25 protein-coding genes are annotated in these 26,575 nt (G+C 36.4%); 21 read left to right on the top strand and 4 right to left on the bottom strand.

The genetic code is table 11. The features are described 5' to 3' along the window. Positions 1–33 precede the first annotated feature (33 nt). The 3 genes from MUN42_RS02215 to MUN42_RS02205 form a co-directional block, all read right to left on the bottom strand. Entirely contained in the window at positions 34–1,794 is a 1,761-nt protein-coding gene (locus MUN42_RS02215) for an ABC transporter ATP-binding protein (RefSeq protein ID WP_243342647.1), read from the bottom strand. Next, the gene (locus tag MUN42_RS02210; RefSeq protein ID WP_243342645.1) at positions 1,791–3,545 is read right to left on the bottom strand and encodes an ABC transporter ATP-binding protein; all 1,755 of its coding nucleotides are present in this window, start codon (positions 3,543–3,545) and stop codon (positions 1,791–1,793) included. Before MUN42_RS02210 ends, MUN42_RS02215 begins: the two co-directional genes overlap by 4 nt. A 186-nt stretch (positions 3,546–3,731) precedes the next feature. Continuing rightward, complete coding sequence (locus tag MUN42_RS02205; RefSeq protein ID WP_243342643.1) at positions 3,732–4,346, bottom strand: hypothetical protein; 615 nt, start codon at positions 4,344–4,346, stop codon at positions 3,732–3,734. Positions 4,347–4,462: 116 nt separating this feature from the next. On the opposite strand from MUN42_RS02205, the gene MUN42_RS02200 reads away from it, so the two are divergent. Further along, a complete protein-coding gene (locus MUN42_RS02200; protein ID WP_243342641.1) occupies positions 4,463–6,637 on the top strand; it encodes a DNA internalization-related competence protein ComEC/Rec2 in 2,175 nt (724 codons plus the stop codon). After that, positions 6,634–7,647 carry a DNA polymerase III subunit delta gene (holA, locus tag MUN42_RS02195; RefSeq protein ID WP_243342639.1) on the top strand — a complete coding sequence of 338 codons (1,014 nt, stop codon included), beginning with the start codon at positions 6,634–6,636 and terminating at the stop codon, positions 7,645–7,647. Before MUN42_RS02200 ends, holA begins: the two co-directional genes overlap by 4 nt. 60 nt (positions 7,648–7,707) lie before the next feature. Here holA and rpsT read toward each other — a convergent pair whose 3' ends face one another. Further along, positions 7,708–7,974: a 30S ribosomal protein S20 gene (gene rpsT / locus MUN42_RS02190; RefSeq protein ID WP_243342638.1), complete on the bottom strand. Its 267-nt coding sequence runs from the start codon at positions 7,972–7,974 to the stop codon at positions 7,708–7,710. Positions 7,975–8,121: 147 nt separating this feature from the next. Here rpsT and lepB point away from each other — a divergent pair, with 147 nt between their 5' ends. The 19 genes from lepB to MUN42_RS02095 all read left to right on the top strand — a co-directional run bounded on the left by lepB (position 8,122) and on the right by MUN42_RS02095 (position 26,549). After that, positions 8,122–8,694 carry a signal peptidase I gene (gene lepB, locus MUN42_RS02185; protein ID WP_243342636.1) on the top strand — a complete coding sequence of 191 codons (573 nt, stop codon included), beginning with the start codon at positions 8,122–8,124 and terminating at the stop codon, positions 8,692–8,694. Between the two features lie 8 nt (positions 8,695–8,702). Continuing rightward, positions 8,703–10,511, top strand: coding sequence for a translation elongation factor 4 (gene lepA / locus MUN42_RS02180; RefSeq protein WP_243342634.1), 1,809 nt, complete (start codon positions 8,703–8,705; stop codon positions 10,509–10,511). An 8-nt stretch (positions 10,512–10,519) separates the two neighbouring features. Next, positions 10,520–11,662: an AI-2E family transporter gene (locus tag MUN42_RS02175; protein WP_243342633.1), complete on the top strand. Its 1,143-nt coding sequence runs from the start codon at positions 10,520–10,522 to the stop codon at positions 11,660–11,662. Positions 11,663–11,735: 73 nt separating this feature from the next. Then, positions 11,736–12,665, top strand: coding sequence for an aspartate carbamoyltransferase (gene pyrB / locus MUN42_RS02170; protein WP_243342632.1), 930 nt, complete (start codon positions 11,736–11,738; stop codon positions 12,663–12,665). After that, positions 12,658–13,083, top strand: a complete 426-nt coding sequence (locus MUN42_RS02165) for an aspartate carbamoyltransferase regulatory subunit (RefSeq protein WP_243342631.1) — start codon at positions 12,658–12,660, stop codon at positions 13,081–13,083. Before pyrB ends, MUN42_RS02165 begins: the two co-directional genes overlap by 8 nt. Before the next feature lies 1 nt (position 13,084). Continuing rightward, a complete protein-coding gene (locus MUN42_RS02160; protein ID WP_243342630.1) occupies positions 13,085–14,269 on the top strand; it encodes a dihydroorotase in 1,185 nt (394 codons plus the stop codon). After that, the gene (pyrF, locus tag MUN42_RS02155) at positions 14,256–15,122 is read left to right on the top strand and encodes an orotidine-5'-phosphate decarboxylase (protein ID WP_243342629.1); all 867 of its coding nucleotides are present in this window, start codon (positions 14,256–14,258) and stop codon (positions 15,120–15,122) included. Before MUN42_RS02160 ends, pyrF begins: the two co-directional genes overlap by 14 nt. Continuing rightward, positions 15,109–15,825: a dihydroorotate dehydrogenase electron transfer subunit gene (locus tag MUN42_RS02150; protein ID WP_243342628.1), complete on the top strand. Its 717-nt coding sequence runs from the start codon at positions 15,109–15,111 to the stop codon at positions 15,823–15,825. The genes pyrF and MUN42_RS02150 overlap by 14 nt, the downstream gene beginning before the upstream one ends. Next, the gene (locus tag MUN42_RS02145) at positions 15,826–16,725 is read left to right on the top strand and encodes a dihydroorotate dehydrogenase (protein ID WP_243342627.1); all 900 of its coding nucleotides are present in this window, start codon (positions 15,826–15,828) and stop codon (positions 16,723–16,725) included. A gap of 8 nt (positions 16,726–16,733) precedes the next feature. Further along, positions 16,734–17,312, top strand: a complete 579-nt coding sequence (gene pyrE, locus MUN42_RS02140) for an orotate phosphoribosyltransferase (protein WP_243342626.1) — start codon at positions 16,734–16,736, stop codon at positions 17,310–17,312. Between the two features lie 102 nt (positions 17,313–17,414). After that, complete coding sequence (locus MUN42_RS02135) at positions 17,415–18,128, top strand: hypothetical protein (RefSeq protein ID WP_243342623.1); 714 nt, start codon at positions 17,415–17,417, stop codon at positions 18,126–18,128. A 32-nt stretch (positions 18,129–18,160) separates the two neighbouring features. Next, complete coding sequence (locus tag MUN42_RS02130) at positions 18,161–18,988, top strand: GNAT family N-acetyltransferase (RefSeq protein ID WP_243342622.1); 828 nt, start codon at positions 18,161–18,163, stop codon at positions 18,986–18,988. A gap of 1 nt (position 18,989) precedes the next feature. Next, entirely contained in the window at positions 18,990–20,108 is a 1,119-nt protein-coding gene (gene hemW, locus MUN42_RS02125) for a radical SAM family heme chaperone HemW (RefSeq protein ID WP_243342621.1), read from the top strand. 101 nt (positions 20,109–20,209) lie between these two features. Beyond that, on the top strand, positions 20,210–21,226 hold the full coding sequence (hrcA, locus tag MUN42_RS02120; RefSeq protein WP_243342620.1) for a heat-inducible transcriptional repressor HrcA: 1,017 nt from the start codon (positions 20,210–20,212) through the stop codon (positions 21,224–21,226). A 15-nt stretch (positions 21,227–21,241) separates the two neighbouring features. After that, positions 21,242–21,787, top strand: a complete 546-nt coding sequence (gene grpE / locus MUN42_RS02115) for a nucleotide exchange factor GrpE (RefSeq protein WP_243342619.1) — start codon at positions 21,242–21,244, stop codon at positions 21,785–21,787. Positions 21,788–21,801: 14 nt separating this feature from the next. Then, a complete protein-coding gene (dnaK, locus tag MUN42_RS02110; RefSeq protein ID WP_243342618.1) occupies positions 21,802–23,616 on the top strand; it encodes a molecular chaperone DnaK in 1,815 nt (604 codons plus the stop codon). Positions 23,617–23,718: 102 nt separating this feature from the next. Continuing rightward, a complete protein-coding gene (dnaJ, locus tag MUN42_RS02105) occupies positions 23,719–24,843 on the top strand; it encodes a molecular chaperone DnaJ (RefSeq protein ID WP_243342617.1) in 1,125 nt (374 codons plus the stop codon). Further along, positions 24,843–26,141, top strand: a complete 1,299-nt coding sequence (gene mtaB, locus MUN42_RS02100) for a tRNA (N(6)-L-threonylcarbamoyladenosine(37)-C(2))-methylthiotransferase MtaB (RefSeq protein WP_243342616.1) — start codon at positions 24,843–24,845, stop codon at positions 26,139–26,141. Before dnaJ ends, mtaB begins: the two co-directional genes overlap by 1 nt. Positions 26,142–26,207: 66 nt before the next feature. Continuing rightward, on the top strand, positions 26,208–26,549 hold the full coding sequence (locus tag MUN42_RS02095; RefSeq protein ID WP_243342615.1) for a histidine triad nucleotide-binding protein: 342 nt from the start codon (positions 26,208–26,210) through the stop codon (positions 26,547–26,549). Positions 26,550–26,575 lie beyond the last annotated feature (26 nt).

The following is a 26,575-nucleotide window of genomic DNA, read 5'->3' as shown; positions in this document are numbered from 1 at the left end:
CTGCTGCAAAATTTCTCCTGCAACAGCTTATTTTTATGAGTAAAGTTCGGCTTGGGTAGTAAACATTTTTTTGTAAAGACCATCTACCTTCATTAGGTCATCGTGGCTTCCATTTTCCTTAATAAATCCATCATCGCAGACTATAATCCTATCAGCGTATTTGGTCGATGATAGCCTGTGGGAGATGAAGAGGGAAGTCTGACCCTTGGATATTTCTAGCATCTTTTCAAAGATATCCTGCTCACTTCTTGGATCTAGGGCGCTGGTTGGCTCATCCATTATGAAGAACTTGCCCCCATGGATCATGGACCTTGATAGGGCGATCTTTTGACCTATTCCTCCTGATGGCTCTATGCCTTCTTCATCGAAGAGGTTGGTTAGGTAGGTATTATCGCCTTTAGGGAGGGAAGTCACCCAATCATATATGCCCAAGAGCTTTAACGATTTATATATTTCTTCTTTTTTGTCCTCGCTAATGTTTTCTGCCTTATCAGCTGTAATATTTTCATTTACCCTAAAAGGGAATAGTCTAAAGTCTTGGAAGGTAGGAGATAAGATCTTGTAATAGTCTTCTTTACTTATATCTCTTAGGTCTACACCGTTTATTAGGATAGCCCCCTCGCTTGGTTCATAGAACTTGCAGAGGAGCTTGACTATGGTAGACTTACCTGCACCATTTTTTCCTACTAGGGCAACAGACTCTCCGTTATCAATCTTGAAAGAGCAGTTTTTTAGGGTATTCTTATCGCTCTTTGGGTATTTAAAAATTACATTTCTAAACTCTATACTTATCTTATCATCATCAATATTCACATAATCCTTGCCTGGGTCATATTGCTCTTTTAGATTTATAAACTCGAAATAAGAATTTAATTTTTCATTGGCTGATATGACTTGGGCATAGTTTTTCTGACATAGATTTATAGTGTTTATCAATTGGATAATTGAGTTAAAATAAAGGGTGAAGTCAGCAAGACTTATCGTCTTCTTAATTAGCTTATAGGTCAAATATATCAACTGTGCCACTATGGTAGCATTGGAAGTTATATTCATTATACCCTGGTAGATACCGTTCTTATTAAAATAGCATTTAGACGTCTCGATCATTTGATCCATATAATGCTTAGATTTTTCCAAGATTAGATCTTCGCCTCGATAGATCTTTAGATCTTTTGAGTATTTAAAATCTTGGGAGAAGTTCGTAAAATACCTATACACCCTCAAGTCAGGAATGTTGTGCTTTTGGTAGTTAATTTCATTTTCCTTGATAAGATTTACGAATTTCTTGTTGGCAATAATTACTACTAGACCTATTAAGGGAATAAAAATTGATAATCTAATTAATACTCCAATGGCAAAAATCCCCGTAATTATGGATGTTACAGCAAAATTCATAGCTTCTTCTAGGCCAAACAAGGTAAATACAGCATCATGGGCAGCTTCTAGCTTATCTTGAACCACTTTACTATCACTTTCTTCTATGGGAAGTCTTAGGGACTTCTCGCTTAGGTCAAAGAGCATTTTATCAGTCATTGATTCAAAAACCAGGTCAAAGTAGTTATTATAGTAGGTTTTTAGTAATGAATTTATAAGATTAGTTAGTAAAATTACTGCTACTATCAATCCAAGTTTTTCTAAAGAAATAACTCCACTAAGCTCATCTATAATTAGCTTGGGTGCAAGGATATTGATTATAGGTAAAAATCCCAGAACTATCGAAGTCAAGCAAACTTTCAAGGTAAAATGTTTGTAGTCTTGGTCTATTCTTCTAAATAATCTATAGATATTTCTCATAATACCTCCTTATAATTCTTTGCTTGCAAGTTATAGAGGTCCCTGTACTCTTCATTTTCTTCGATTAATCTTTCGTGGGTATTATTGCCAGTTATTTTTCCATTTTTAAGGAAGATAACCCTATCACAAAACTTGGTCGATGCTAGCCTATGGGATATGAATATTGAAGCCTTGTCCTTGGTTAACTTATCATAGAGCATATAGAGGTCTTTTTCTGCAAGGGCATCCAATTGGGCTGTTGGCTCATCCAAAATCAAAAGTTTAGACTTATCCTTGTACAAGGCCCTCGATAAAAATATCCTTTGCTTTTGACCACCGGAAAGGTCAACACCATTCTCATCCAAGGTCCTAAGCAAGACTTGCTTGTCCTTATCCTCATAACTCTCGACTATTTCATCTAGCCTAGTCTTCCTATAAATATCAGTCAAATCAGTTTCTCTTGACTTAAAGGTAATATTTTCTTGGATAGTAAAGGGCATAAGGAGGGAGTCCTGGAAGATTGCCCCGATTAGGTCTAGGTAATTCTTCCCATAGGTTCTTATATCTATGCCATTTAAGAGGATTTGACCAGATGTAGGCTCATAGAGACCACAGAGGAGGAGGGCTAGGGTTGACTTGCCAGCTCCATTTTCACCAACTAGGGCAATGGATTCTCCCTTATGAATAATTAGGTTGATATCCTTTAGTACAAGGGCGTCGGTGTTTGGGTATCCAAAGGACACATTTTTAAATTCTATCTTAAAATCATCCATCTTAGCTGGAAGAGGGAGGCTCTTCTCTTCAAGTAAATCTTCATCTTCAAATAGTTTCAAGAAATATCTAAAGGAAACTGCCGAATTTCTGAAGTTTGCAAAGGTCCAAAAAATACTTTCCTCAAAGGTGATAAAGCTAAAGATAGCAGTAAAGAACATATAAAAATCACCTATATCAATAGCTCCCCTTATAATTGAAGAGAGAAGCCAAAAAATCATTAGCCCATCCCTTAGTATGGAAATTAATTTTCCTAGGCTTTTTAATTTCAATTCCTTATTATTAACTTCTGCTAATCCATCTATTCTTTCCTTATTTCTTCCCATATAGTAGGATCTAAAGAGGGAGATAAAGTTAAAAATAAGGATGTCTTGCTTTGATTCAGGATTTCTTAGCTGATAATTGAGCTTTTCAAAAATATTCCAGTTATTACTCTGACTGTCCCAAAAGTCTCGAAATAATATAGTAGTCTTGTAATTGATCCATAAGGTTATCAAACTAATAGCCATAACTATCAAGAATATCTTTAATCCCATAGCAAAAAATATCCAAGCAAAGCCTGCGATTGATACTATTACAGACATAAGTGGGGGAAGCTGCATCATAATACCACCAGCTCCATTAAAGGGATCCCTACAAGCCTTATTGGCATTATTAATTTTTTCTATATAATCCTTATCTTTTTGCTTATCAAAATCGAGATGCAAGGAATAATCCGTAACCATCCTAATGAACCTATACCTAATAGAGTTCATTCTCATACGGTAGTTATTCATAATAAAAGACTCAAAAAAACCTATAAGTGAACTTATAAGTAAGACTACTATAAAAAATATCAGAAAAAAAGAAAAGGGCTTATCCGTATTCTTTAAAATATAGGCAGGTGAAATAATCCATATAAAGGGTCTAATACCGATAAATATGGAATAAAGTGCAATTAGAACAAACATGAATGGCTCAAACTTTGCCATTTGTTTCAATAAAAATTTAATTTCTTTCATATACTTGTATACTCCTTATAAATAAGTAAGTTTATAGGAGTAATCCTAAGACTTACTTCTACTTGTTACAATCTATTCCTAATTCATTTAATCTTAATTTTGTCATTTTTATTCTCCTTTCATTTAATAATTTATTTAATTATAGCATTATAAAAAAATTTAGGCAAGTAAATCTTCAAATAAGAATTACTTATCGCAGTCAAAAATAACCTTCATATTTGAATCTGTCCTCTCGGTATCAAGAATCTTAAAAAACTTTAACTTGTAAGTCCTATCAAAGCAAATTAAATTATTAATAGTCTTACCAATACCAGGAAGCTCCACTATACCATTTGACTTTTCAATCTTTAAACCAGCATCAATGGCATAATTAATCTGCCCTTCGATAAGGTCCCTATCAAGGCCCTGTCTAAAATCCTCTATAAAAATCGCCCCCTTACCATCCTCTATGGCAAAATCCATCTTGTGGGGGAGGTTGTAGGTATCAAAGAAAATCCTAAATAGACTAAAGCCACTTGCAAGTTTTAAGTTCTTGTACCTAACTTCCCTATCAAGGCTCAAAACCACCTCACGCCTAGAAATCTTTCCTTCGACAGTATGAAGGACCTTGCCATTCTTCTCCTCAATACCTAGAACCTTCTTCCCATCAATAAAGCCCTTGTCATTAGTAAGAACATCATTATTAGGCATAAAAATAGTCCTATCAAGATTCAAATAAGTTTTATTCTTGTCATAATTTTTAGAAATAACCCTGGACTTGATTGATAAAATCTCAGGGAATTGCTCGTATATTTTAATCATAAGTACCTCTTTATAATTATATCATATCGATTAATTTATAAATAAAATATTGAGAGGCTTATGAGGATTATATAATTTATAAGGAAAACTATGTTATAATTAAAAAGAGGTTTGAGATGAGGAGAAGTTTTTTGGCCCTACTTTTAGGTCTTATGGTTGGAGTGGGGATTTTTGTTAGTTTTGAAAATCTTAATATACTTTATGTCGTAGGATCTGGCCTTGTCCTTGGTCTTATTTTTTACCTTAGGAGGTCCAGGGCTATTTTTTGTATCTTGGGACTTGTTTTGTCTTTTTCGCTTAGCTCCCTTCGTTTTTCTAGCAAGGCCTTGTATAAGGACGAATCTCGCAAGATGTTTTTTACTGTTGTTCAGAAGAGGGAGAGTCAAGATGGGTTTAGGTATTTTCTTGAGGCTTCCGATGGAGAGATAAGGGAGAAGACCCTCTATTTTTCTGATGAAGACTTACATATAGGGGATAAGTTTGTGGCGAGGGCTGATTTTAAGAAGCCTAATACCAATACAAATCCTAATCTTTTTTCTTATAGGAGATACCTTGCCAGCAAGGATATTTTTTCTGAAGCTATGATTGATGGAGATTTTAAGGTTTATCCTAGTAGTAATTTTTTCCTTAGAATAAAGGACTCCTTTTATGGATGTATCCATAGGATTTTTGATAGCAATCTCTCTAAGCCTGTGGCGAATTTTGTAGTATCTGTAGTCTTGGGTGAGAATTTAGTTGATGGAGATGAGATAAGGGACCTGGGCCTTGCCCATATTCTGGCTGTTTCAGGCCTCCACCTGGATATCCTGATGGGCTTTTTGCTTTTTATCTTCACGAGAATGGGGATTTCTTATAAGTATGCCTATGGGATAGGGTTCTTTTTGTCCCTTGCCTATGGCTATCTGATTTCCTTTCCATTTTCTGTAATGAGGGTAATTGGTCTTAACCTTATCGGTTTTCTAGCATTTTTGTATAAGAAGCCCTTTGATAGGGTCAAAGCCTTACTTATAATAGCGAGCGCCATCTTAGTAGCTAATCCCTTTGCCCTCCTCAACTCTGGCTTTGTCCTTAGCTTTGTAGCATCCCTTTCGGTTTATTTGATCTATCCATATTTCAAAAGACGCTTTGGGAAGACTTATGTAGGAGATAGCCTTGCCTTTACGACTGCCATCCAAGTGGGACTCTTTCCCTTTATAATTTATTATTATGGCAGTATTAATTTGATATCTATACTTGCAAATTTTTTGGTAGTTCCAATTTTTACCTTTGCTATGTATATGATATTTGCACTTGTCATGGGAATTTTTATTATTAAGCCTCTTGGTTTACTAGTCTTGGTTATTCTTAATATCCTAGTTGAGGGGATTTTGAGCCTGACTATTCTTCTTGGATCAATAAGATTTACAAGAATTGACTTTGCCAAGCCTTCGATATTGCTAGTGATATACTTTTTTGTATTGATTTTAGTGATTATTAACCTGGGAGTGTCAAGGGCAAAGAGGCACGGATATATTATCCTAGCATCTCTTGTACTTCTCCTAGTTGGGAGCCTATCTGATACCAACAAGACCTTCTATCAAATGATAGACATAGGTCAGGGAGATGCTTTCTTGCTAGCTGATAGGGGAGATTATTATTTGATTGATGTGGGAGGACCCAAGTATAAGTCCTACGACTCAGGCGAGGCCATCCTAATCCCTTATCTAAAATCCTTGGGTATTGGTAAGATTAAGGGGATATTTATAAGCCATGAGGATAGCGACCATATAGGAAATCTCAAGGGGGTCTTGGATAATTTTGAAGTGGAAAATATTTTTGTTACAAATTCAAATTATAAGTCAGTAAAGGACCATGATCCAACTCTCCTAAAGAAGGGGGATAAGATTGTTCTAAAAGATACAGAAATAAAGGTAATTGCAGAAGGTGATTCGGATGATGAGAATGCAGATTCTATGGGATTACTAATTGATATAAGGGGGATTAAGATTATGAGCATGGGTGATATGCCGGCAGAGCTAGAAAAAAACATTGATGAGAAGGCTGATATATTGAAGCTATCCCACCATGGGTCTGCCACTTCTAGTCAGAGGGACTTTATAGAGAGGGTTGATCCCCGTATAGTTTTAATATCAGCTGGAAGGAATAATCTTTATGGCCATCCTGCAAGAGAAATTATGGATAATGTAGCCGATAGGATTATATATAATACTCAGATAGATGGATTAGTTGAAATGAGCTTTGATGGAGAATTTTCTATAGAGGGCTATGTTAAGGGAGGATATTTCAGGTGAACTACGTTGAATTTATGAAGTCTTTTGAAGGAAATAAACTAAGGGGAGTCTTTCTCTTTGATTCTAAGGAGAAATTTTTGTCAGATTCTATAATAGATCTTGCGAAGGATATGGTAGGGATAGTGGACTTCAACCTTGTTGATATCAAGGGAGAAGCTGACTATGACCAAATCAAAACTGCCATAGAAACCTACCCAGTTATGGAAGATAAGAAGGTAATTATTTGGCGTGATATAGACCTATCCAAAAACGGAATGAAGAACTACAAAAATACTCTTGATCCCTTGACCAAGGACCTAGTTACCTTGCCAGATTATGTGATTTTTCTAATCTTTTCAAATGATAGTCCTTTCAAGGGGAAGTTCTATAAGGAAGTTCAAAAATCGGGGGCTATTGTAAATATTGACAAGCTAAATAGAAAGGAGCTAACTTCCTTTATAGGTAAGAGATTTAAAAAGGCAGGCAAGAAGATTTCGATGGGGCTTATTGATGAGATTATCCAGAGATTTTCCTACCTTGATAAGAATAGTGAGGTAGAGCTCTATGAGCTAGTCAATACCATAGATAAGATTATTTCTAATTCTGATGAGGAAATTGTAGGGGAAAAGGACGTAAGAGAGCAGCTAAATGAAGTCTTAAACTTAAATATCTTCAACCTAACAGATGCTTTGAGTAACAAAAATGCCAAGAAGGCTATAGAGACTTTTCTCTATATGAAAAAAACTGGCGAGGACCTATTTATGATTTATCACATGATAATAAGACAGGTCAGGAATATGATAGGGATAAAGCTCCTTGTAAGTAAGGGAGTCAATGATAACTTCATAGGTAAATATTTAAAATTATCTCCCTTCGAGCTTAGAAAGGTAAAGGGCTTTGTAAAGAACTTTAGCCTAGATGACTTATTTAATCTTCATGATAGACTCTTTGATATGGACCTAAAACAAAAAACTTCTAATCTCGATATGGGTAAGGAATTGATACTTTTGATAGGTGATTTTGTGAAATAAAAAATGAGTGATTATCAGTAGCCATATGTGGGGATCCGTTACTGATTATCACTCATTATCTTATGCGTTAATTGAATTTAAAGCCTTAGCCATTCTTGAAGATGTTCTTGCAACTTTGTTTTTGTGCATGATATTTTTAGCTTCAGCTTGTTTTAATCTCTTGTCAGCTTTTTTGAAAAGATCGCTTGCTGCGTCAAGGTCTTTAGCTTCAACAGCTGCATCAAATTTCTTGATTAGAGTTTTGATTTCGCTTTTTCTTGACTTGTTTCTAGCTGTATTTCTTTTAGCGATGTCAATTCTTTTCTTACTAGATTTAATATTTGCCATTCGACTCTCACCTCGCTTCTTAATTTATATCGACTAATTTATAATACCATAAAGACATCAAGTTTACAAGTTTTATAGGAGATATATTAATAAATGATTTGGAAGATTTGTTTTTTTAGTATATAATTTAAGGGAAAAGAGGTAGATATGAGTAAAAATTCTAATACAAATAAAGACGGCATCTTGTACACTATATGGGATTGGGTCAAAACCATTGCCATAGCCTTAATAATAACTATTTTGGTTAAAATGTTTATAATAGATGCTACAATGGTATCAGGTAAATCAATGTTAAATACCCTCCACGATGGGGATATTTTGTTAGTTAATAAAATAGGAACTCACTTTAGTGACTTCGATAGGGGAGATATAATAATATTGAGAGCACCAGATGCCTACAATAAGTTATACGTAAAAAGGATTATAGGAGAAGAGGGAGATAAGGTTTCTATTAAGGATGGGTCTGTCTATGTAAATGACGAAGAACTCAGCGAGACTTATACTTCTATCCCACAAACAACTCCTTCTACAGAAGAAAGTGAGTGGGTACTAGGAGAAGACCAATACTTTGTTATGGGTGATAATAGGATTCCTGGAGCTAGTAATGATTCTAGGAGATTTGGGCCAATCACCAAGGATAATATAGTTGGCCATGCCTTCTTGAGATTTTATCCTTTTAATTCAATCGGACTAATAGATAATGATCCTTATGTAGATTAGGGGAATTTATGAAGAAAAAAGAAAATATAAGAAATTTCTCGATAATTGCCCATATCGACCATGGCAAATCGACCCTGGCAGATAGGCTCATAGAAAATTCTATGGACATATCCAAGAGGGACATATCAAATCAAATGCTTGACGATATGGAACTAGAGCAAGAAAGAGGAATAACCATAAAATTAAAGGCGGTTAAGATTCAATACAAGGCTAGGGATGGGAAGGTTTATGACCTAAATCTAATAGACACCCCTGGACATGTGGACTTTAACTATGAAGTTTCAAGGTCTCTTAAGGCCTGTGAAGGGGCGATTTTGGTAGTTGATGCAAGCCAAGGAGTGGAGGCTCAGACCCTTGCCAATACATATCTTGCCCTAGAGCAAGACTTAGAAATCTTACCCGTATTAAATAAGATAGACCTTCCATCAGCCAGGGTTGATGAGGTAAAGGAAGAGATTGAAAATCAAATAGGACTAGATACGGAAGATATTCCCTTGGTATCAGCCAAGACCGGACTTAATATCGAAGACGTACTGGAAGATATAGTAAATAATGTACCAGCTCCAGAAGACCATGATGATAAGCCCTTTAAGGCTTTGATCTTTGATTCCTACTACGATTCTTATGTGGGAGTTATCTGCTATGTGAGGGTCTTTGAAGGAGTAGTAAGGCCGGGTGATGAGATAGTCATGATGAATACTGGCAAAAAATACGAGGTAAATACAGTAGGCTACTCTCTTAGGTCAAGGATAGCGACAAAGGAACTTCGTAGTGGTGATGTTGGCTTTATAGAAGCATCTATCAAGGAAGTAAAGGATGCCAGGGTGGGAGATACTATAACCTCCCTCACCAATCCTACAGATAAGCCTCTAGCTGGCTACAAGGAAGTCTTGCCTATGGTATATTCAGGAATTTATCCTGCAGAAGGGGAGAGCTTTGATAAACTTCGTGATAGCCTAGAGAAGCTCCAAGTAAATGATGCGTCCTTGATATTTGAACAAGAAAATTCCAAGGCCCTCGGCGTAGGACTTAGGGCAGGATTTTTGGGGCTCTTGCATATGGATATCATAACTCAAAGGCTTGAGAGAGAATATGACCTAGATATTATTGCAACAGCACCATCAGTAATCTATAAGGTAAAACTTAGGGGCAAGGATGAAAAAATAAGCCTTCAAAACCCTAATGACTTCCCAGATCCTACAGAAATAGAATATATAGAAGAACCAGTTACAAATGCTGAGATTATAACACCGAAGGACTATATAGGCCAGGTAATGGAGCTTGCCCAAAATAGGCGTGGAGAGCTAAAGGATATGACCTATATAGATGAAAATAGGGTATCAATTAGATACAAACTTCCCCTAAACGAAGTAATCTATAACTTCTTTGATTCCTTAAAATCAAGGTCTAAGGGCTATGCATCTCTTGACTACGAACTTGCTGGCTATGAACGCTCTGACCTAGTCAAGCTAGAGATATTAATTAACGAAAAAACGGTAGACGCCCTCTCACTCATAGTCCACAGGGACTTTGCCTACAATAGGGGTAGGGGCATAGTAGAAAAATTAAAAGATGAAATACCTAGACAGCAATTCGCAATACCTATCCAAGCTGCCATAGGTAACAAGATTATAGCCAGAGAAACAGTTAAGGCACTTAGAAAAGACGTAATAGCCAAGTGCTATGGTGGAGATATTTCAAGAAAGAAAAAACTGCTTGAAAAGCAAAAAGAAGGTAAAAAGAAAATGCGTCAGCTAGGAAATGTAGAAGTTCCTCAAGATGCCTTCCTCGCTGTATTAAAACTCGAAGACGAGTAGGAGAAAAAATGGATAAAAAGGCTCTTTATCAAAGATTTGCTATAAGGATTTTGATAATCCTAGGGAGTATTTTATTTGCAGTCTATGTTTTACCTGGACTACTTGATAGTCTGATGCCAATACTAGTAGCCTTTGCTATAGCCTACCTAATATGGCCCATAGTGGAGAAGATTAATGACCTAATTCCTATCAAGCAAAAATTCCTTTCCTATATAGTCGGAACAGGTTTGCTAGTAATTTTAATTATCTTGGGATTTTGGGTTTTTGGTCTAATACTAAATCAAATTATCGGTTTAATCAGCCAGGTTATAAGGGATTGGCCTTCTATAAGGGCCTATATTGAATCGGTTATAAATAAGTTAAGCTCAGATGCAAAACTATGGCCACCAGTTGTTACAACTATAATTAATAATGTACTAAACTCAGTTTTTATAGGACTTAACTCCCTTAAGTCTACGGTTTTTAATAAAACTGTAAACATTACTGGGCAGCTAATCAATGCTTCATCAACGATTATATTTTTTACTATAACCTTTATAACAGCCTTTTATATAATACTTGGCAATATGGAGAGCTTTATCAAAAAATATGAAAAGTCAATTTCCAAATCTTCTAGGGAGAGTATTGGGGTTTTTAGGAAGGTCTTTAAGGCATCAACTGTAAACTATGTCAAGTCCCAATTAATTTTGGCTTTTTTGTGCTTTGTTATTACTGCCCTTGTCCTATACTTTACTGGTCAAGAATTTTTCTTAGCTATATCTTTGTTGGTGGCCTTTGTAGATATCTTGCCCCTAGTAGGTACTGTGGTTGTACTAATTCCCTGGTCCTTGGTAGAATTTTTAGTTTTTTCTAATTCAGAGAAGGCTCTAATTCTTCTAGTCCTAGCCCTAGGTTGGCAGTTAATTAGACAGGCTATATCTCCTAAGATAATCGGTGAGTCTGCTGATATTCACCCTTTGATATCAACTATAGCCCTCTATGCAGGACTTAGGATGGGTGGTATTGTAACGGCTATCTTTGCTCCAGTTGTGGCAATTTTTATAGTGGGACTTATAAAATCAGGACTACTTGATAATTGGTTCTATGATTTTAAGGAGGTTTTTGTTGAGATAAAGTCTAGGCTTGATATCAAGAAGAGAAGGCTTAATTAACCCAAGAATTAAAAAATTATTGATTTTTGATCTATCTTTTGATATAATAATGAAAATTATAGAAGGAGATATTATGCTTAAGATCAAAAAATTATTAAGTGCAGACGATCTATCAAAAGAAGATTTGATGGAGATAATTGAATTAGGTAAAGAAATAGTAAAGAGTCCTAGTGATTTTTCCAATTCATGTAATGGTAAATTATTGGGGACTCTTTTTTTTGAGCCATCTACTAGGACTAGGCTATCTTTTGAAAGTGCCATGTCAAGGCTTGGAGGTAAGGTAATAGGATTTTCTGATGCCAATTCCTCATCTTCTCAAAAGGGAGAAAGTCTTAGAGATACAGTAAAAACTGTTAGCCAATATGTTGATATTATTGCCATGCGTCATCCTATGGAAGGAGCTGCCAAGCTTGCAAGCGAAACAGCTGATTGCCCTATAATTAACGCAGGAGATGGGGGCCACCAACACCCTACCCAAACTCTTACAGATATCTTGACCATCATGGAAACTAAAAATACCCTAGAGGGTCATAAGATAGGAATTTGTGGTGACCTAAAATACGGAAGAACAGTTCATTCTTTACTTAAAGTAATGAGTATGTTTGATAATAACGAGTATGTATTAATATCACCTGATGAGTTAAAACTTCCTGACAATGTAAAGAAATTTGTCTTCGAAGATAATAATTTGGAATATGAAGAGAGAACCAACCTTGATGATAGTCTAGAAGACCTAGATATACTCTATATGACTAGGATCCAAAAGGAAAGATTCTTCTCTATGAACCAATACATTAGACTAAAAGATTCTTATGTCCTAACCAAGGACAAGCTCAAAAAGGCAAAAGATGATATGATTATTCTTCATCCTCTCCCTAGGGTAAATGAGATATCAACAGATGTTGACAAGGATCCTAGAGCTGTTTACTTTAAACAAGCTAAGTACGGAATGTATGTAAGAATGGCACTTATTTTGAAATTATTGGAGGCTAACAATGCTTGAGATTACTAGCTTAAAAAACGGAATTGTAATAGATCACATAGAAGTAGGTAAGGGAATCAAAATCTTTAATGAACTTGGACTAGAACACCTCGATGGGGAAGTTGCCCTAATTTTGAATGCAAATTCAACTTCTTCAAGCAGGAAAGATATACTAAAGATTGAGGATAACTTGGATTTAAACCTAGATGCTGTTGCTTTAATTGATCCAAATGCAACAGTAAATTATATAAAAGATGAGAAGGTAGTTGAGAAAAAATCCCTATCCCTACCAGAAGTAACAGAAGGAATCCTTAAGTGCCAAAATCCAAAGTGCGTCTCTACTACTGAAAGAGAAGTTACTAGCAAATTTGTCCTAGTAGATGCAGAAAAGAAAATGTATAAGTGCATCTATTGCGATCAAATATATAACGTAGAATAAGATGAAGAAAATATTTACAAACTTTATTGGAATCGATGATACAACAATAACAAAAAATAATATCTATACCGAAGATGGAGTAATTGTAGGAGCCTACAAGGAAGATGAGGACACCGAAATTATAGATTGCCAAGGTCTTTTCTTAATGCCTGCCTTTACTGACCTCCATACCCACTTTAGAGATCCGGGTTTTACCTACAAGGAAGACCTAGAAACTGGATCATATGCTGCCCTCAAGGGTGGCTATACTGCTGTAAACCTAATGGCAAATACAGATCCAGTAGTATCTTCTAAGGAAGTCTATGAGGATATAATGGCGAGGGGAAGAGACCTCGACCTAATCGATATCCATCAGGTCTATGCTATAACCAAGGACTTTGATGGAAAGAGCTTAGAGCATCTAGATGATTTACCTCAAGGAGTAAATTTCATATCAGATGATGGCCATGGAGTAGACGATGACACTACCATGTATGAGGCCATGGTTAAGGCAAAGGATCTCGGTGTAAATATGACCCTCCATGAGGAAGTAAGGGGCCTATCAGCCATAAACTACGAGCTAGCCGAAGACCTTATGACTATAAGGGATTGTTACCTATCTTACAAGTTAGCCTGCCCAATTCATTTCTCCCATGTATCAACCAAGGGATCGATTGGTGCTATTTCCTACTTTAAGGACCTAGGAGCTCCTATAACTTGTGAAGTTACTCCTCATCACATAAGTCTCTCAGAGAGGGATGACCTTAGAGTTAATCCACCTATAAGAGAAAATAAGGACAAGTATGCCTTGATAGGAGCTATTAAGAATGGCTATGTGGATGCCATAGCAACTGACCATGCTCCCCATACTGATGAAGAAAAGGTTCAAGGTAAACCTGGATTTTTGGGCTTAGAAACAGCTTTTTCAACTTCTTATATGACCTTGGTTCAAAGTGGTGAGATTTCTTTAAATAAACTAGTAGCCCTTATGTCTACAAATCCATCAGGGATATTAGGAATAAAGAAGGGCAAACTAGAAGAAGGCTATCTGGCAGACTTTGTATTAGTTGACCTTGATAGAGAATATACCTACACAAGAGATGAGATAAGGTCCAAGTCCAAAAATTCACTCTTAATAGATAAGACACTCAAAGGATCTATTGAGAAAGTTTATAGGAGAGGAGAATTAAAATATGAAAATAATTGATAAGTTATATGAGAGAGTCAAGGAAAGAGGCTTCATGTGCATAGGCCTTGATACATCCCTTGATTATCTTCCTGACAGTATGAAGGAAGGCAAGTCCATATCTGAGGCCCTCTTTGACTTTAATAAGGAAATAATTGATAATACCCATGATGTTTGTGCTATTTATAAGCTTCAAATAGCCTACTACGAATCCTATGGCTTAGAAGGAATGTTTGCCTACAAGAAAACTCTAGACTACCTAAGGGAGAAAGACCTCCTAACAATAGGCGATGTCAAAAGAGGAGATATAGCAGCTTCTGCCAAACAATATGCCAAGGCCCACTTTGAGGGAGACTTCGAAGTTGACTTTATAACCCTAAATCCTTATATGGGGATGGATTCCATTGAACCTTACGAAGAATACTTGGCAAGTGGAGAAAAGGGAGTTTTTGTCTTGCTAAGGACCTCCAATCCAGGCGCCAAGGACTTTGAGACCCTTGAACTTAAGGATGGCAGTGAATATTTTTATGCCGTAGGGGATAAGATTAAAGAAATTAATGATAAGTACCTAGGAGAATCTGGATATGGTCCATGTGGCCTTGTAGTGGGAGCAACCCATAGCAAAGAAGTTAAGAAGATTAGGGATAAGTATGACACAAACTTCTTCTTGATACCAGGTTTTGGAGCTCAAAAGGCAGACAGCTTAAATGTCTTTAACCTAATGAAAGAGCTAAATGGTGGAGTAGTTAATTCTTCTAGGGCCATCCTAAAAAATTATCAAAACTTTGATGATGGTGAGGAAAAAATTGGTTACTATGCAAGAGAAAAGGCAATCGAGAGTAGGAAGGAAATATCAGCTAATGAAAGCTTATAAGGAAGCTAAAATTATCGAAAACAAAAACATAGGTCCAGGAATCTACCTCATGAAAGTCGACCTTACTATGGATGCCAAGCCAGGCCAATTTATTATGCTAAGATCTAATGATTTTTCTGGAAGTCCCATCCTATCTAGACCCTTTGGTATAGTCGATATAGAAGAAGATGGACTTAGCCTCTTGTACCAAGTAAAGGGCAAGGGGACTGAGCTAATGAAGGCCTATAAGCCAGGGGATCTAGTAAATATCTTAGGGCCACTTGGAAATGGCTTTGACTTAGTCCAAGATAAAAAAATAGCAGTAGTTGCTGGAGGGATAGGTATAGCTCCCCTCTTGTACCTTGTTAAAAATCTAAAGGACAAGGTCGATTTTTATGCAGGCTTTTCTGATGAAGAATACTTTACTGATGCCTTTAAGCCTTATGTAAATAAAATCGTGACTACAATAGATAAAGTCGACAAGATCTTTATAACAGATGCCATTAATCCAGATGACTATGATGTAATCTATGCCTGTGGACCAAATCCTATGCTATATAACCTAGCTCGTAAGACAAAAAAAGCCAAACTATATGTATCCATGGAATCTTATATGGCTTGTGGCATAGGGGCCTGCCTTGGCTGCACTATCAAAAATCGCAAGGGTGACTTTGTGAGGGTCTGCAAGGATGGCCCAGTATTTGATGCTAAGGAGGTTTTTTAGATGAGCTTGAGAGTAGATTTATGCGGAATAAAATTTAAAAATCCAGTAATAGCTGCAAGCGGAACCTTCGGCTTTGCAAAAGAATTTGAAGACTATATTGACCTTGATAGGCTAGGTGGAGTTAGCTCCAAGGGACTCACCCTAAATAAAAACCTAGGCAATCCTGGTATTAGAATTTATGAAACCCCATCAGGGATAATGAATTCCATAGGCCTCCAAAATCCAGGAGTCGATCACTTTATTGATAATGAACTTACCTTTATGCTACAAAGAGACTTTGTTACCATGGCAAATCTTGGGGGTCATACTGTAGAAGAATATATAGAAGGAGCAAGGAAGCTTGATAAGACTGATCTAAAAATGATCGAGCTAAATATTTCTTGTCCAAATGTCAAAAAGGGTGGAATGGCCTTTGGAACAGATCCCGTTAAGGCAGCTGAAGTTGTATCTAAGGTTAGGGAAGTTACTGATAAAGTCCTCTTTGTAAAACTATCCCCAAATGTTGGCCATATAGGAGATTTTGCAAGGATAGCAAGGGATAATGGTGCAGATGGAATAAGCCTTGTCAACACCTTCAATGCCCTAGCCATTGACATAAGAACAAGAAAACCTGTCTTTGCCAATAAGACTGCAGGACTTTCAGGCCCTGCTATAAAGCCTATTGCCCTAAGGATGGTAAATGAAGTAGCTAAGGCGGTAGACCTTCCAATTATCGGCATGGGTGGAATTACAAACTACGTTGATGCCATAGAATTTATTATGGCAGGAGCCAGTGCTATCGAGGTAGGTACTGGTAACTTCGTAAAGCTTGACCTTATGACAGATATAATCGATGGGATTGAAAAGTTTATGGAAGAAGAAAATATATCTTCTTTAGATGATATTAGACATATAATTTAGGAGGAATAATGGATAAAACAGTAGAATTACTTAAAAAATCAGACGCCCTACTAGAAGGTCACTTTTTGTTATCTTCTGGTAAACATTCAAACAGGTACATCCAATGTGCCAAATTAATCGAGCATCCGGAATATTGTGAAGAAGTAGCACAAATAATTGCTGGCAAATTAAAAGAAAAGAATCTTCTACCTGACCTATGCCTAGGACCTGCCATGGGAGGAGTAATTATTTCCTATGAAGTAGCCAGAGCTCTTGGTACTCCAGCAATCTTCACAGAAAGAGTTGATAATGTAATGAGCCTAAGACGTGGCTTTGAAATAGAAGAAGGATCAAAGGTAATTATAGTGGAAGATGTTATAACCACAGGTAAATCATCCTTTGAATCTGTTAAAATAGTAGAAGAAGCAGGAGCAGAAGTTATAGCCCTTACATCTATTGTAAATAGATCAGGCAAGGATGAAATAAATGGCATTCCAGTAGTATCAGCAATATCCCTTGACATACAAACTTGGGATCCTGATGATATCCCAGAAGACTTAGCCAAAATCCCAGTCGAAAAACCAGGATCAAGGAAGATGGATAAGTAAATATAAGATCTAGATAAGTGGCAGGGGTACTTGCTGCTTTTTATTTTGTAAAATTTTAGTATAGTCAAGATATAATGATATTTATTATCAATGGAGGATATTATGACAGATACAAATAAATATAAGGTTAAAATATTAGATATAATAGATGAAATCCCTAATGTCAAAAGCTTTAAGCTAGAAAAGCCAGATGGGGTTGACTTTAGAGAAGGAGCAAGCTTTAGGTTAGAGATTCCTAGGGAAGGGAAGTCTTTGACCCATGATTTTTCAATAAATAGTTTATCTAGTGATGATTATATAAGCTTTACAACAAAATTTTCTATAAGAAAGTCAGAATTTAAGAAAGACCTTCTAAGTAAAAATATTGGAGATGACTTACATGTATCAAACATAGAATCACATATGGGTCTAAGATATGAAGAACGACCTATCGTCCTTCTTTCAATGGGAGTAGGACTTACAACTATGCTTCCCCTTATTAGGACATATTTAATTGATAAGGGAAATATTCCTCAAGCTAAATCTTACACCATAGCTCGTGAAGGAAAGAGGGTATTTGAAGATAAGTTAGCTAGTATTGAAGATCACGACTTTACTCAAGATTGGTTTGCTGGCCGCAAGGAATTCTTCGATTCCTTAAATGAAATAATTCTTCCTAATTGTATAGTTTATTTAGTTGGATCAAATGAATTTTTGCTCGATACTATTGTTAAATTAAGAGAGTTAGGACTAAGTGACGATGATATTATGATAGATATGACTGATAAGAAGAAAAAGGTAATGTTTATAGCAGCCAAGAACCACCAAGTCCTATAAGCCAGTATAGCCGGCTTTTTTGGAAGGAAATTATGGATAAGATAAATATTAAAGATATAAAATTAAAGACAGACAGACTTACTCTTAGGGTCTTTGAAGAAGGTGACTTAGAAGACTTATATGCCTATGCTAAAGAGCCAGGCCTTGGAGAGTCAGCAGGTTGGTTTCACCATGAGAGTATAGAGGATTCTCGAAAAGTTTTAGATAGCTTTATAAAAGATTCCAATATCTTTGCCCTAGTTTATGAAGGAAAAGTTGTAGGATCTATTGGCCTTCATCCTTATGATGAGAAATTTTTTACAAATCTTGCTGGAAAAAAGGCTGTAGAAATTGGCTTTATAATAGGGTCAGCCTATCAGAAAAAGGGACTCATGAAAGAAGCCTTGGAGAGGGTATTAGAATTTTTATTTAAGGATATAGGTCTTGATTATGTAGTGGCAGGCCATTTTAGGGGGAATTTTAAGTCCAAAAAAATCCAAATGAAGCTTGGTTTTAAGTATTATTCCTCCCGTTTAATTAAAACTCATATGGGGACTAGTGAGGTTGTCCACGAAAATATCCTAAGTAAGGAAGACTTTGACCAATATTTATTAGATAAAGAGAAGGAAAAATCTAGAAAAGATGAGCTCGCTCATAAAAAGCAAATCATAAACCGCTATGATCTTAAGGAAGGAGAAAAATTTTCCTACCTATTAAACTTCTCCAATGCCCTTATATTTGTTATATCAGGTCTTATTTCCTACGATACAAAACTTTATATAGGATCTGACCTTATACAAATTGACAAAAAATCTAAGATTGACCTCAAAGTTTTAAGGGATGCTTCATTTATATTAGTAGAAAATAATTTTGGGGACTAGTATGGAGAAAGTTGGCTGCTACGTCCACATCCCTTTTTGTGAAAAGAAGTGCTATTATTGTGATTTTACGGCCTTTATGGGACTTGATAAGTATATAGACTCTTATGTTGATAATTTAATCAAAGAGATTAGCTTTTATAAGGAAAGGCTCGACCTATCAATTGATAGTCTCTATATAGGAGGGGGGACTCCGACCTATATCGATCCAGAATATATAGAAAAAATCGTAAGAAAGATACAAAAATTTGACTATGCCCCTCGTGAATTTACAATTGAGGCCAATCCAAATAGTCTCGATGAGGATAAATTAAAAATATATGAGGACCTTGGAGTAACGAGGATTTCTCTAGGTGTGCAGAGCTTTGATGATAAGGTTTTGGAAAATATAGGGAGAAACCACAGGAAGAATATAGCCCTTAGGGACATAGATATGATAAAAAAATATGACTTTGACTTATCTTTTGACCTTATGCTAAACCTCCCAGGTCAAGACCTTGATTCTATAAAAAACGACCTGGCCATGGTAAAAAAGCTAGATCCTGACCATATATCCTGGTATTCCCTAATCCTTGATAAGGGCTCTCGTTTCTATGCCCTAGATAAGGAAGGAAGACTTGACCTTATGGATGATGACCTAGAAGTAGATGTTTTCTCCTATATAATAGGGGAACTTCAGAAAATGGGTCTTAATCGTTATGAGATATCAAACTTTGCGAAGCTAGGCCACGAGTCCATTCATAACAAAAAATATTGGGACAATGAGGGCTACCTAGGTGTGGGCCTTGGAGCTTCAGGATTTTTGTCAAATATTAGATATACTAATACCAAAAACTTTATAAAATATGATCAAGCTATAAGAAAAAATTGTCTACCAATAGCTACTAGGGAATTTATTAGTAAGGATGAGAGAGAAAAGGAATATATTATCTTTAAGCTTCGTGAGAGCGAGGGTTTCTCCTTGGAAGTATTTAAGAAGAAGTTTGGGGAGGACTTCTTGGAAAAATACAAGGAAGAGATTGCTAAGTTTAACCCATATGGATATTTTAAGATAGGAGATAACTTTGCCTTTACTGAAAAGGGGATGAGCCTATCCAATGAATTTTTTGTTGAGATTATCTAAGATTTACCCCTTGGGTAAAAATCTACTTGACATGGTTATTAAACTAAGTATATTATAATTAGCAGTCATAATTAAAGAGTGCTAAGAAGAGGTGAGGAGCTTTGAAAGATAGAAGATTACAAATACTTTTTTCTATCATAAACTCATATATTTTAGAAGGAGATCCAGTAGGTTCCAAGAGCTTAGCTAGTGATTACTCCTTTGACGTATCGCCTGCTACAATTAGAAATGATATGAGTAGCCTTGAAAAAAGTGGCTTACTTAAGAAAGCTCATACATCATCAGGTAGACTCCCATCAGATAAGGGTTACAGGTATTTTGTAAATTATCTTTTGGAGAACGAAATGATTGTAGCAGAAACTGAAGCTAAAGTTGATAGCATCAGGAAGATGCTTGGCAAGGAAAGTCACAATACTAGTGATATCGTTGAGACTGCGACAAAAATTTTGGCAGCGATTACTAATCTAACTGCGGTATCAGTTACATTGAAGAAGGATGTCAAAAAAATCCTAAATATCGAACTTATGAAGATAAGCGATTATAGGGTCTTACTTATAGTAGTCTTTGACAATTCTGATATTATGAATGAAACTATAGGGCTTGAAAGTCCCATTGATGATGACATACTCTCTAGGTTAAATATCTTTATCAAGAAGAACTTAATAGGAGAAGATGTAGCTGACTTATCTGAGAAAATAGATAAGGTAAAATCTAGTATTAACAATAACTTATATGTATTTTTAGATAAGCTTTTCGTGAGAATTAAAAATAATTCTAAAGATGAGTTAAATAGAAATGTCAAAATCGAAGGAATTGGTAATATTTTCAATTTTAAAGAGTTTGATGATTTAACAAAGGCTAAAGAATTTATTAAACTTTTTGATAGCAAGGAAATGATAAGGGATTTGCTATCAGATGATTTAGAAGATAAGAGCCTAGTCATCACTATAGGAGAGGAAAATCCTCTCGATCAATTTAAAGAGAATACTATTATAACTTCCTACTTTGCCATTGATAAATACACAGTTGGCAAGATTGGAGTAGTTGGTCTAACAAGGATTAATTACAGGGAGGTTATAGGAAACATTAAACTGATTTCTGATTTATTAAGCGAATAAAGGAAGGTGAATGATTTGGCTGATGATATCAAAAAGGATGAAAATATAGAAGAACCAGAGGAAAATGAAGAAGACTTTATAGAAGCTGAGCTTGTCGATGAAGAAGATGAGGCAAGTGAAGATCTTAAGGAAGAGAAGAAGGAAGATACAGAGAACGACTATAAGGATAGGTATCAAAGACTTTTAGCAGACTTTACTAACTACAAAAAAAGGGAAGAAAGTCAAAAGGAAGACTTTAAGAAGTTTGCTTCAAGTTCCCTAATAGAAAAATTACTTTCTGTTTTGGATAATCTCGATAGGGCCCTAGATAAGGCTGATAGCGAAGATCCTTTCGTTAAAGGAGTAATGATGACTCGTGACGAACTGATTAAGATTTTACAAAACGAAGGACTAGAGGAGATTGAATCAGACGGAGTTGAATTTGATCACAATTTCCACCAAGCTGTCCTAGCTGAGGAAAGCGACACTGTGGAAAGTAATTATATAATAGAAACCTTCCAAAAGGGTTATACACTAAATGGAAGAGTACTTAGACCAGCTATGGTCAAGGTAGCAAAATAGGAGGAAGATAATATATGGCAAAAATAATAGGAATTGACTTAGGAACAACAAACTCTGCAGTAGCTGTTATGGAAGGTGGTAGCGCAACTATAATTCCTAACAGTGAAGGAAACAGAACTACACCATCAATAGTAGCCTTCTCAAAAGACGGAGAAAGACTTGTTGGTGAAACTGCAAAGAGACAAGCAATCACAAACCCAGATAGAACAATCACATCAGTAAAAAGAGAAATGGGTACTGATTGGAAAACTGCTGAAATAGATGGCAAAACATATACACCTGAAGAAATATCAGCAATGATTCTTCAAAAACTAAAATCAGATGCTGAAAGCTACCTAAATGACAAGGTAACTAACGCAGTAATTACAGTACCTGCTTACTTTACAGATGCTCAAAGACAAGCAACCAAGGACGCTGGACAAATAGCAGGACTTAAGGTTGATAGAATCATAAACGAGCCAACTGCAGCAGCCCTTGCTTATGGTATGGATAAAGAAACTGACCAAGCTAAAATTATGGTATACGACCTTGGTGGTGGTACCTTCGACGTATCAATACTAGAAGTAGGAGACGGAGTATTTGAGGTACTCGCTACAAGAGGAAATAACAAACTAGGTGGAGATGACTTCGATAACGAAATCGTAAAATACCTAGCTGACGAATTCAAAAAATCAAATGGTGTAGACTTAACTAAAGACCTTACAGCTATGCAAAGACTAAAGGATGCAGCTGAAAAGGCTAAGAAAGAGTTATCATCAACTCTAACAACAAGCGTATCTCTTCCATTTATAACAGCAGTAGACGGTCAACCTGTCCACATGGAAGAAAGTATCTCAAGGGCAAAATTTGATGAACTAACCAAACACCTAGTAGAAGAAACAAGAAAACCAGTAGAAGATGCCCTAAGAGATGCAGGACTTGCCGCAAGTGATATAGAAAAAGTCCTATTAGTAGGTGGATCTACAAGAATCCCAGCAGTTCAACAAATGGTTAAAAACATCATTAGCAAGGACCCACAAAAGGACATCAACCCAGATGAATCAGTTGCCCTAGGTGCAGCTATCCAAGGTGGTGTGCTATCAGGAGATGTAAAAGACCTATTATTACTAGATGTAACACCATTATCACTAGGAATTGAAACCCTAGGTGGAGTTGCTACAAAACTAATCGAAAGAAATACAACAATACCAACAAAGAAATCCCAAGTCTTCACAACAGCAGCAGATGGACAAACAGAAGTAGATATCCACGTTGTCCAAGGTGAACGTGAGATGGCAGCAGATAACACTACCCTAGGTAGGTTCCAATTAACAGGAATCCCTGCAGCAAGACGTGGAGTACCACAAATCGAAGTTACCTTTGATATAGATGCCAACGGTATTGTAAATGTAACTGCCAAAGACCAAGGTAGTGGAAAAGAACAAAAAATTACAATAACATCATCATCTAACCTAAGCGAAGATGAAATTGATAAAAAGGTAAAAGAAGCAGAAAAATATGCTGAAGAAGATAAGAAGAAAAAAGAAGGCATAGACGCTAAAAATAACGCTGAGAACCTAATTTATCAAGCAAGAAAGACTATAGAAGATGCTAAGCTTGAAGGAGCTGAAAAAGACGAGATCGAAGCAAAAATCAACGAACTTGAAGAAGCTACCAAGACGGATGATATAGAAAAAATTAAAGCTCTAACAGATGAAGTAACTCAAAAGATCTACTCAATGAGCGAAAAAATGTATCAAGCTAGCCAAGGTGCTCAAGATCAATCAGCCAACAACGATGATGATGTAGTCGATGCTGACTATGAAGTAATCGATGATGATGAAGAATAAGATATTAGCAATTGAAAGTATTTAGATAAAAGAGTATAATTTTTAAAAAATTAGGGGGCTATTTCGAAGAGGAATAGCCTCTTTTAATGGTAGGGAGGAAAAATGAGAGATCCTTATGAAGTCCTTGGTGTAAGTAAATCAGCATCAAAAGATGAAATAAAAAAACAATATAGAAAATTAGCCAAAAAATACCATCCAGACCTAAATCCTGATGATGAAAAAGCTAGCGAAAAATTTGAGGAGGCATCTTTAGCCTACGAAATTCTCTCTGATGATAAGAAAAGAAACCAATATGATAGGTATCGGGAGGCTGCCTTTACCAATGGTGGAGGTGGCTTTAGCCATGACTTTAGTGGAGGTTTTGGAGATATCTTTGGAGATATCTTTGGAGATATCTTCGGAACAGGATTCTCATCTCAATCAACCCGTAGGGCAAAAAGACCTATTAAGGGAGATGACATCCAAAAGATAATTAAAATATCTTTCCATGAGGCAGCCTTTGGCACCAAAAAAGAAGTCCAAGTTAGAAGAGAAGTAGAATGTCATGTCTGCGAGGGCAAGGGATCAGAAGATCCATCCAAGGTCCACACCTGTGATAAGTGTAATGGTAGTGGGGTAATCAATGAAGTATCCCATACAGCCTTTGGTACTATGTCAAGGACTGTAACTTGCGATAAGTGTGGGGGTAGTGGAGAAATTATAGAAGAGCCTTGCGAGAACTGTCATGGATCTGGCAAGGAATTTAAGAACGAAACAATAGAAGTAACCGTCCCATCAGGAGTTGAGAATAACAACGTAATTAGGGTAAGTGGTAAGGGACACGTTGGAGAAAATGGAGGCCCTTATGGAGACTTATACCTAGTATTAAATGTAGCTGACCATGAAATCTTTAAGAGAAATGGCCTAGATATTTATTATGAAATGCCTATCTCCTTTACAACTGCTGCCCTAGGTGGCGAAATAGAGGTCCCAACCCTAAAGGAAACTGTAAAGTTCGATATACCAAAGGGTACCCAAACAGGTACTAAGTTTACCCTAAAGGGAGAGGGTATAGAGGATGGTAGGAATAAGAGAAAGGGAAATCTGGACTTTTATGTCAAAATCCTTACTCCAACCAAGTTAACCAAGGAAGAAAAAGAAGCCCTTGAGGCTTATGCAAAAGTAAGTGGAAAAAAAGTAAAGGAAGAGAAATCTTTCTTTGATAAAGTAAAGGACTTTTTTGATTAATGAGTAAAACATTTAACATAATAACCCTAGGCTGCAAGGTAAACCAGTATGAGAGCGAAGCAGTCGAAGAAATATTCAAGGATAGGGGCTTTACCAAAGAGCAAGACGGTGCAGATATTTATGTAATAAATACCTGTACTGTAACCAATATGTCCGATAGGAAGTCAAGGCAGATGATATCAAGGGCAAGGAAAAATAACCCTGATGCAATAATCGCTGTTATGGGCTGCTATAGCCAGGTAAAACCAGAAGAAGTATCCGAGATAGAAGGAGTAGATATAGTCCTAGGGTCAAGAAATAAGGAAGAAGTAGTAGAGCTTTGTGAGGAGATGCTAGCTAACAAAGACCATATAGACAAGTTCGTAGAAGTTAGCGATAGCAAGGAAATAGAGGACCTTCAAATATCAAACCAATCAGAAATGACTAGGGCCTATATGAAAATCCAAGATGGCTGCAATATGTATTGCTCCTACTGCCTAATTCCCTATGCTAGGGGCAATGTAGTTAGCAGGGATATGGCATCCATTATAGAAGAATCAAAGAGACTTGCCCAAAATGGCTTTAAGGAAATAGTCCTTACTGGTATCCATGTAGCATCCTATGGACTTGACTTTATGGATGAGGACCTATCACTAATCAATGTTATAGAAGAAGTAGCAAAGGTTGATGGAATAGAAAGAATTAGACTATCATCAATGGAGCCAAGGCATATTACTAGGGACTTTCTAGAGAGAATGAAGGCTACAGGCAAGGCCTGTGACCACTTCCACCTATCCCTTCAATCAGGCTCAGATAAGGTCCTAAAGGCCATGAACCGTAAATATGACACATCAACCTACAAGGAAAAAGTCGACCTAATAAGAGAAGTATTCCCAAATGCAGGAATAACTACAGATATTATAGTAGGCTTTCCTACAGAAACTGATGAAGACCATAGGGAAACTGTAGAATTTGTTAAGGACATCAAGTTTTCTAAGACCCACCTCTTTAAATATTCAAAAAGAGAAGGCACCAGGGCGAGCAAGATGACTGGTCAAGTAGATGGTAATGTCAAAAAGCAAAGGCTAAAGGACCTAGAGCAAATAGAGGAAGCCAACAAAAAAGACTTCTTAGATAAGCAAGTTGGAAAGACCCTATCAGTTTTATTTGAGGGAAAATCAGACCTGGAAGGCTATAAGTCAGGCTATTCTACTAACTACCTTAGGGTTAATACCCAAGATCAAGTTTTAAGTAATGAAATAAGAGATGTAAGAATAATTGATACACTAGGGGAAGAATTAATAGGAAAACTTGTTTAGTTTTTAAAATTTTTCCTTTACCAAAGATGTATTTTGTGGTATTATATATAGCAATGGGGGTGAAGTATGGATTGTGTATTTTGTAAGATTATAAACAAAGATATACCATCAGATATAATCTACGAAGACGAAGATGTTATTGCATTTAATGATTTAGATCCACAAGCACCTATCCATTTTCTTGTAATACCAAAAAAGCACATACAAAGTATAGCCGAGCTTGACGGTAGCGACTATGACCTTGTTGGTAAGATTTTTAAGGTAATTAAAAAACTAGCAGAAGACAAGGGACTTTCAGAAGAAGGTTATAGAGTAGTATCTAACGTTGGAGAAAAAGCAGGCCAATCTGTTCCCCATTTGCATTTTCATGTATTAGGTGGCAGAGGCTTTAAGTGGCCACCAGGCTGATAAGAGAAGTGTGCGAATACGAGAGG

Origin of the sequence: Anaerococcus sp. AGMB09787 (genome assembly GCF_022808955.1) — a bacterium.
Taxonomy (GTDB): Bacteria; Bacillota; Clostridia; order Tissierellales; family Peptoniphilaceae; genus Anaerococcus.
This window is presented reverse-complemented; position numbering and strand designations above follow the sequence as displayed.

What these genes read in the sequence shown, in the direction of transcription:
- MUN42_RS02095 (WP_243342615.1), top strand. Translation starts at nt 26,208, where the DNA reads ATGGATTGTGTATTTTGTAAGATTATAAACAAAGATATACCATCAGAT.
- mtaB (WP_243342616.1), top strand. Translation starts at nt 24,843, where the DNA reads ATGAGTAAAACATTTAACATAATAACCCTAGGCTGCAAGGTAAACCAG.
- MUN42_RS02200 (WP_243342641.1), top strand. Translation starts at nt 4,463, where the DNA reads ATGAGGAGAAGTTTTTTGGCCCTACTTTTAGGTCTTATGGTTGGAGTG.
- MUN42_RS02165 (WP_243342631.1), top strand. Translation starts at nt 12,658, where the DNA reads ATGCTTGAGATTACTAGCTTAAAAAACGGAATTGTAATAGATCACATA.
- lepA (WP_243342634.1), top strand. Translation starts at nt 8,703, where the DNA reads ATGAAGAAAAAAGAAAATATAAGAAATTTCTCGATAATTGCCCATATC.
- MUN42_RS02205 (WP_243342643.1), bottom strand. Translation starts at nt 4,346, where the DNA reads ATGATTAAAATATACGAGCAATTCCCTGAGATTTTATCAATCAAGTCC.
- pyrF (WP_243342629.1), top strand. Translation starts at nt 14,256, where the DNA reads ATGAAAATAATTGATAAGTTATATGAGAGAGTCAAGGAAAGAGGCTTC.
- MUN42_RS02215 (WP_243342647.1), bottom strand. Translation starts at nt 1,794, where the DNA reads ATGAGAAATATCTATAGATTATTTAGAAGAATAGACCAAGACTACAAA.
- MUN42_RS02145 (WP_243342627.1), top strand. Translation starts at nt 15,826, where the DNA reads ATGAGCTTGAGAGTAGATTTATGCGGAATAAAATTTAAAAATCCAGTA.
- MUN42_RS02130 (WP_243342622.1), top strand. Translation starts at nt 18,161, where the DNA reads ATGGATAAGATAAATATTAAAGATATAAAATTAAAGACAGACAGACTT.
- rpsT (WP_243342638.1), bottom strand. Translation starts at nt 7,974, where the DNA reads ATGGCAAATATTAAATCTAGTAAGAAAAGAATTGACATCGCTAAAAGA.
- MUN42_RS02210 (WP_243342645.1), bottom strand. Translation starts at nt 3,545, where the DNA reads ATGAAAGAAATTAAATTTTTATTGAAACAAATGGCAAAGTTTGAGCCA.
- MUN42_RS02175 (WP_243342633.1), top strand. Translation starts at nt 10,520, where the DNA reads ATGGATAAAAAGGCTCTTTATCAAAGATTTGCTATAAGGATTTTGATA.
- dnaJ (WP_243342617.1), top strand. Translation starts at nt 23,719, where the DNA reads ATGAGAGATCCTTATGAAGTCCTTGGTGTAAGTAAATCAGCATCAAAA.
- MUN42_RS02150 (WP_243342628.1), top strand. Translation starts at nt 15,109, where the DNA reads ATGAAAGCTTATAAGGAAGCTAAAATTATCGAAAACAAAAACATAGGT.
- MUN42_RS02160 (WP_243342630.1), top strand. Translation starts at nt 13,085, where the DNA reads ATGAAGAAAATATTTACAAACTTTATTGGAATCGATGATACAACAATA.
- MUN42_RS02135 (WP_243342623.1), top strand. Translation starts at nt 17,415, where the DNA reads ATGACAGATACAAATAAATATAAGGTTAAAATATTAGATATAATAGAT.
- dnaK (WP_243342618.1), top strand. Translation starts at nt 21,802, where the DNA reads ATGGCAAAAATAATAGGAATTGACTTAGGAACAACAAACTCTGCAGTA.
- lepB (WP_243342636.1), top strand. Translation starts at nt 8,122, where the DNA reads ATGAGTAAAAATTCTAATACAAATAAAGACGGCATCTTGTACACTATA.
- hemW (WP_243342621.1), top strand. Translation starts at nt 18,990, where the DNA reads ATGGAGAAAGTTGGCTGCTACGTCCACATCCCTTTTTGTGAAAAGAAG.
- pyrE (WP_243342626.1), top strand. Translation starts at nt 16,734, where the DNA reads ATGGATAAAACAGTAGAATTACTTAAAAAATCAGACGCCCTACTAGAA.
- pyrB (WP_243342632.1), top strand. Translation starts at nt 11,736, where the DNA reads ATGCTTAAGATCAAAAAATTATTAAGTGCAGACGATCTATCAAAAGAA.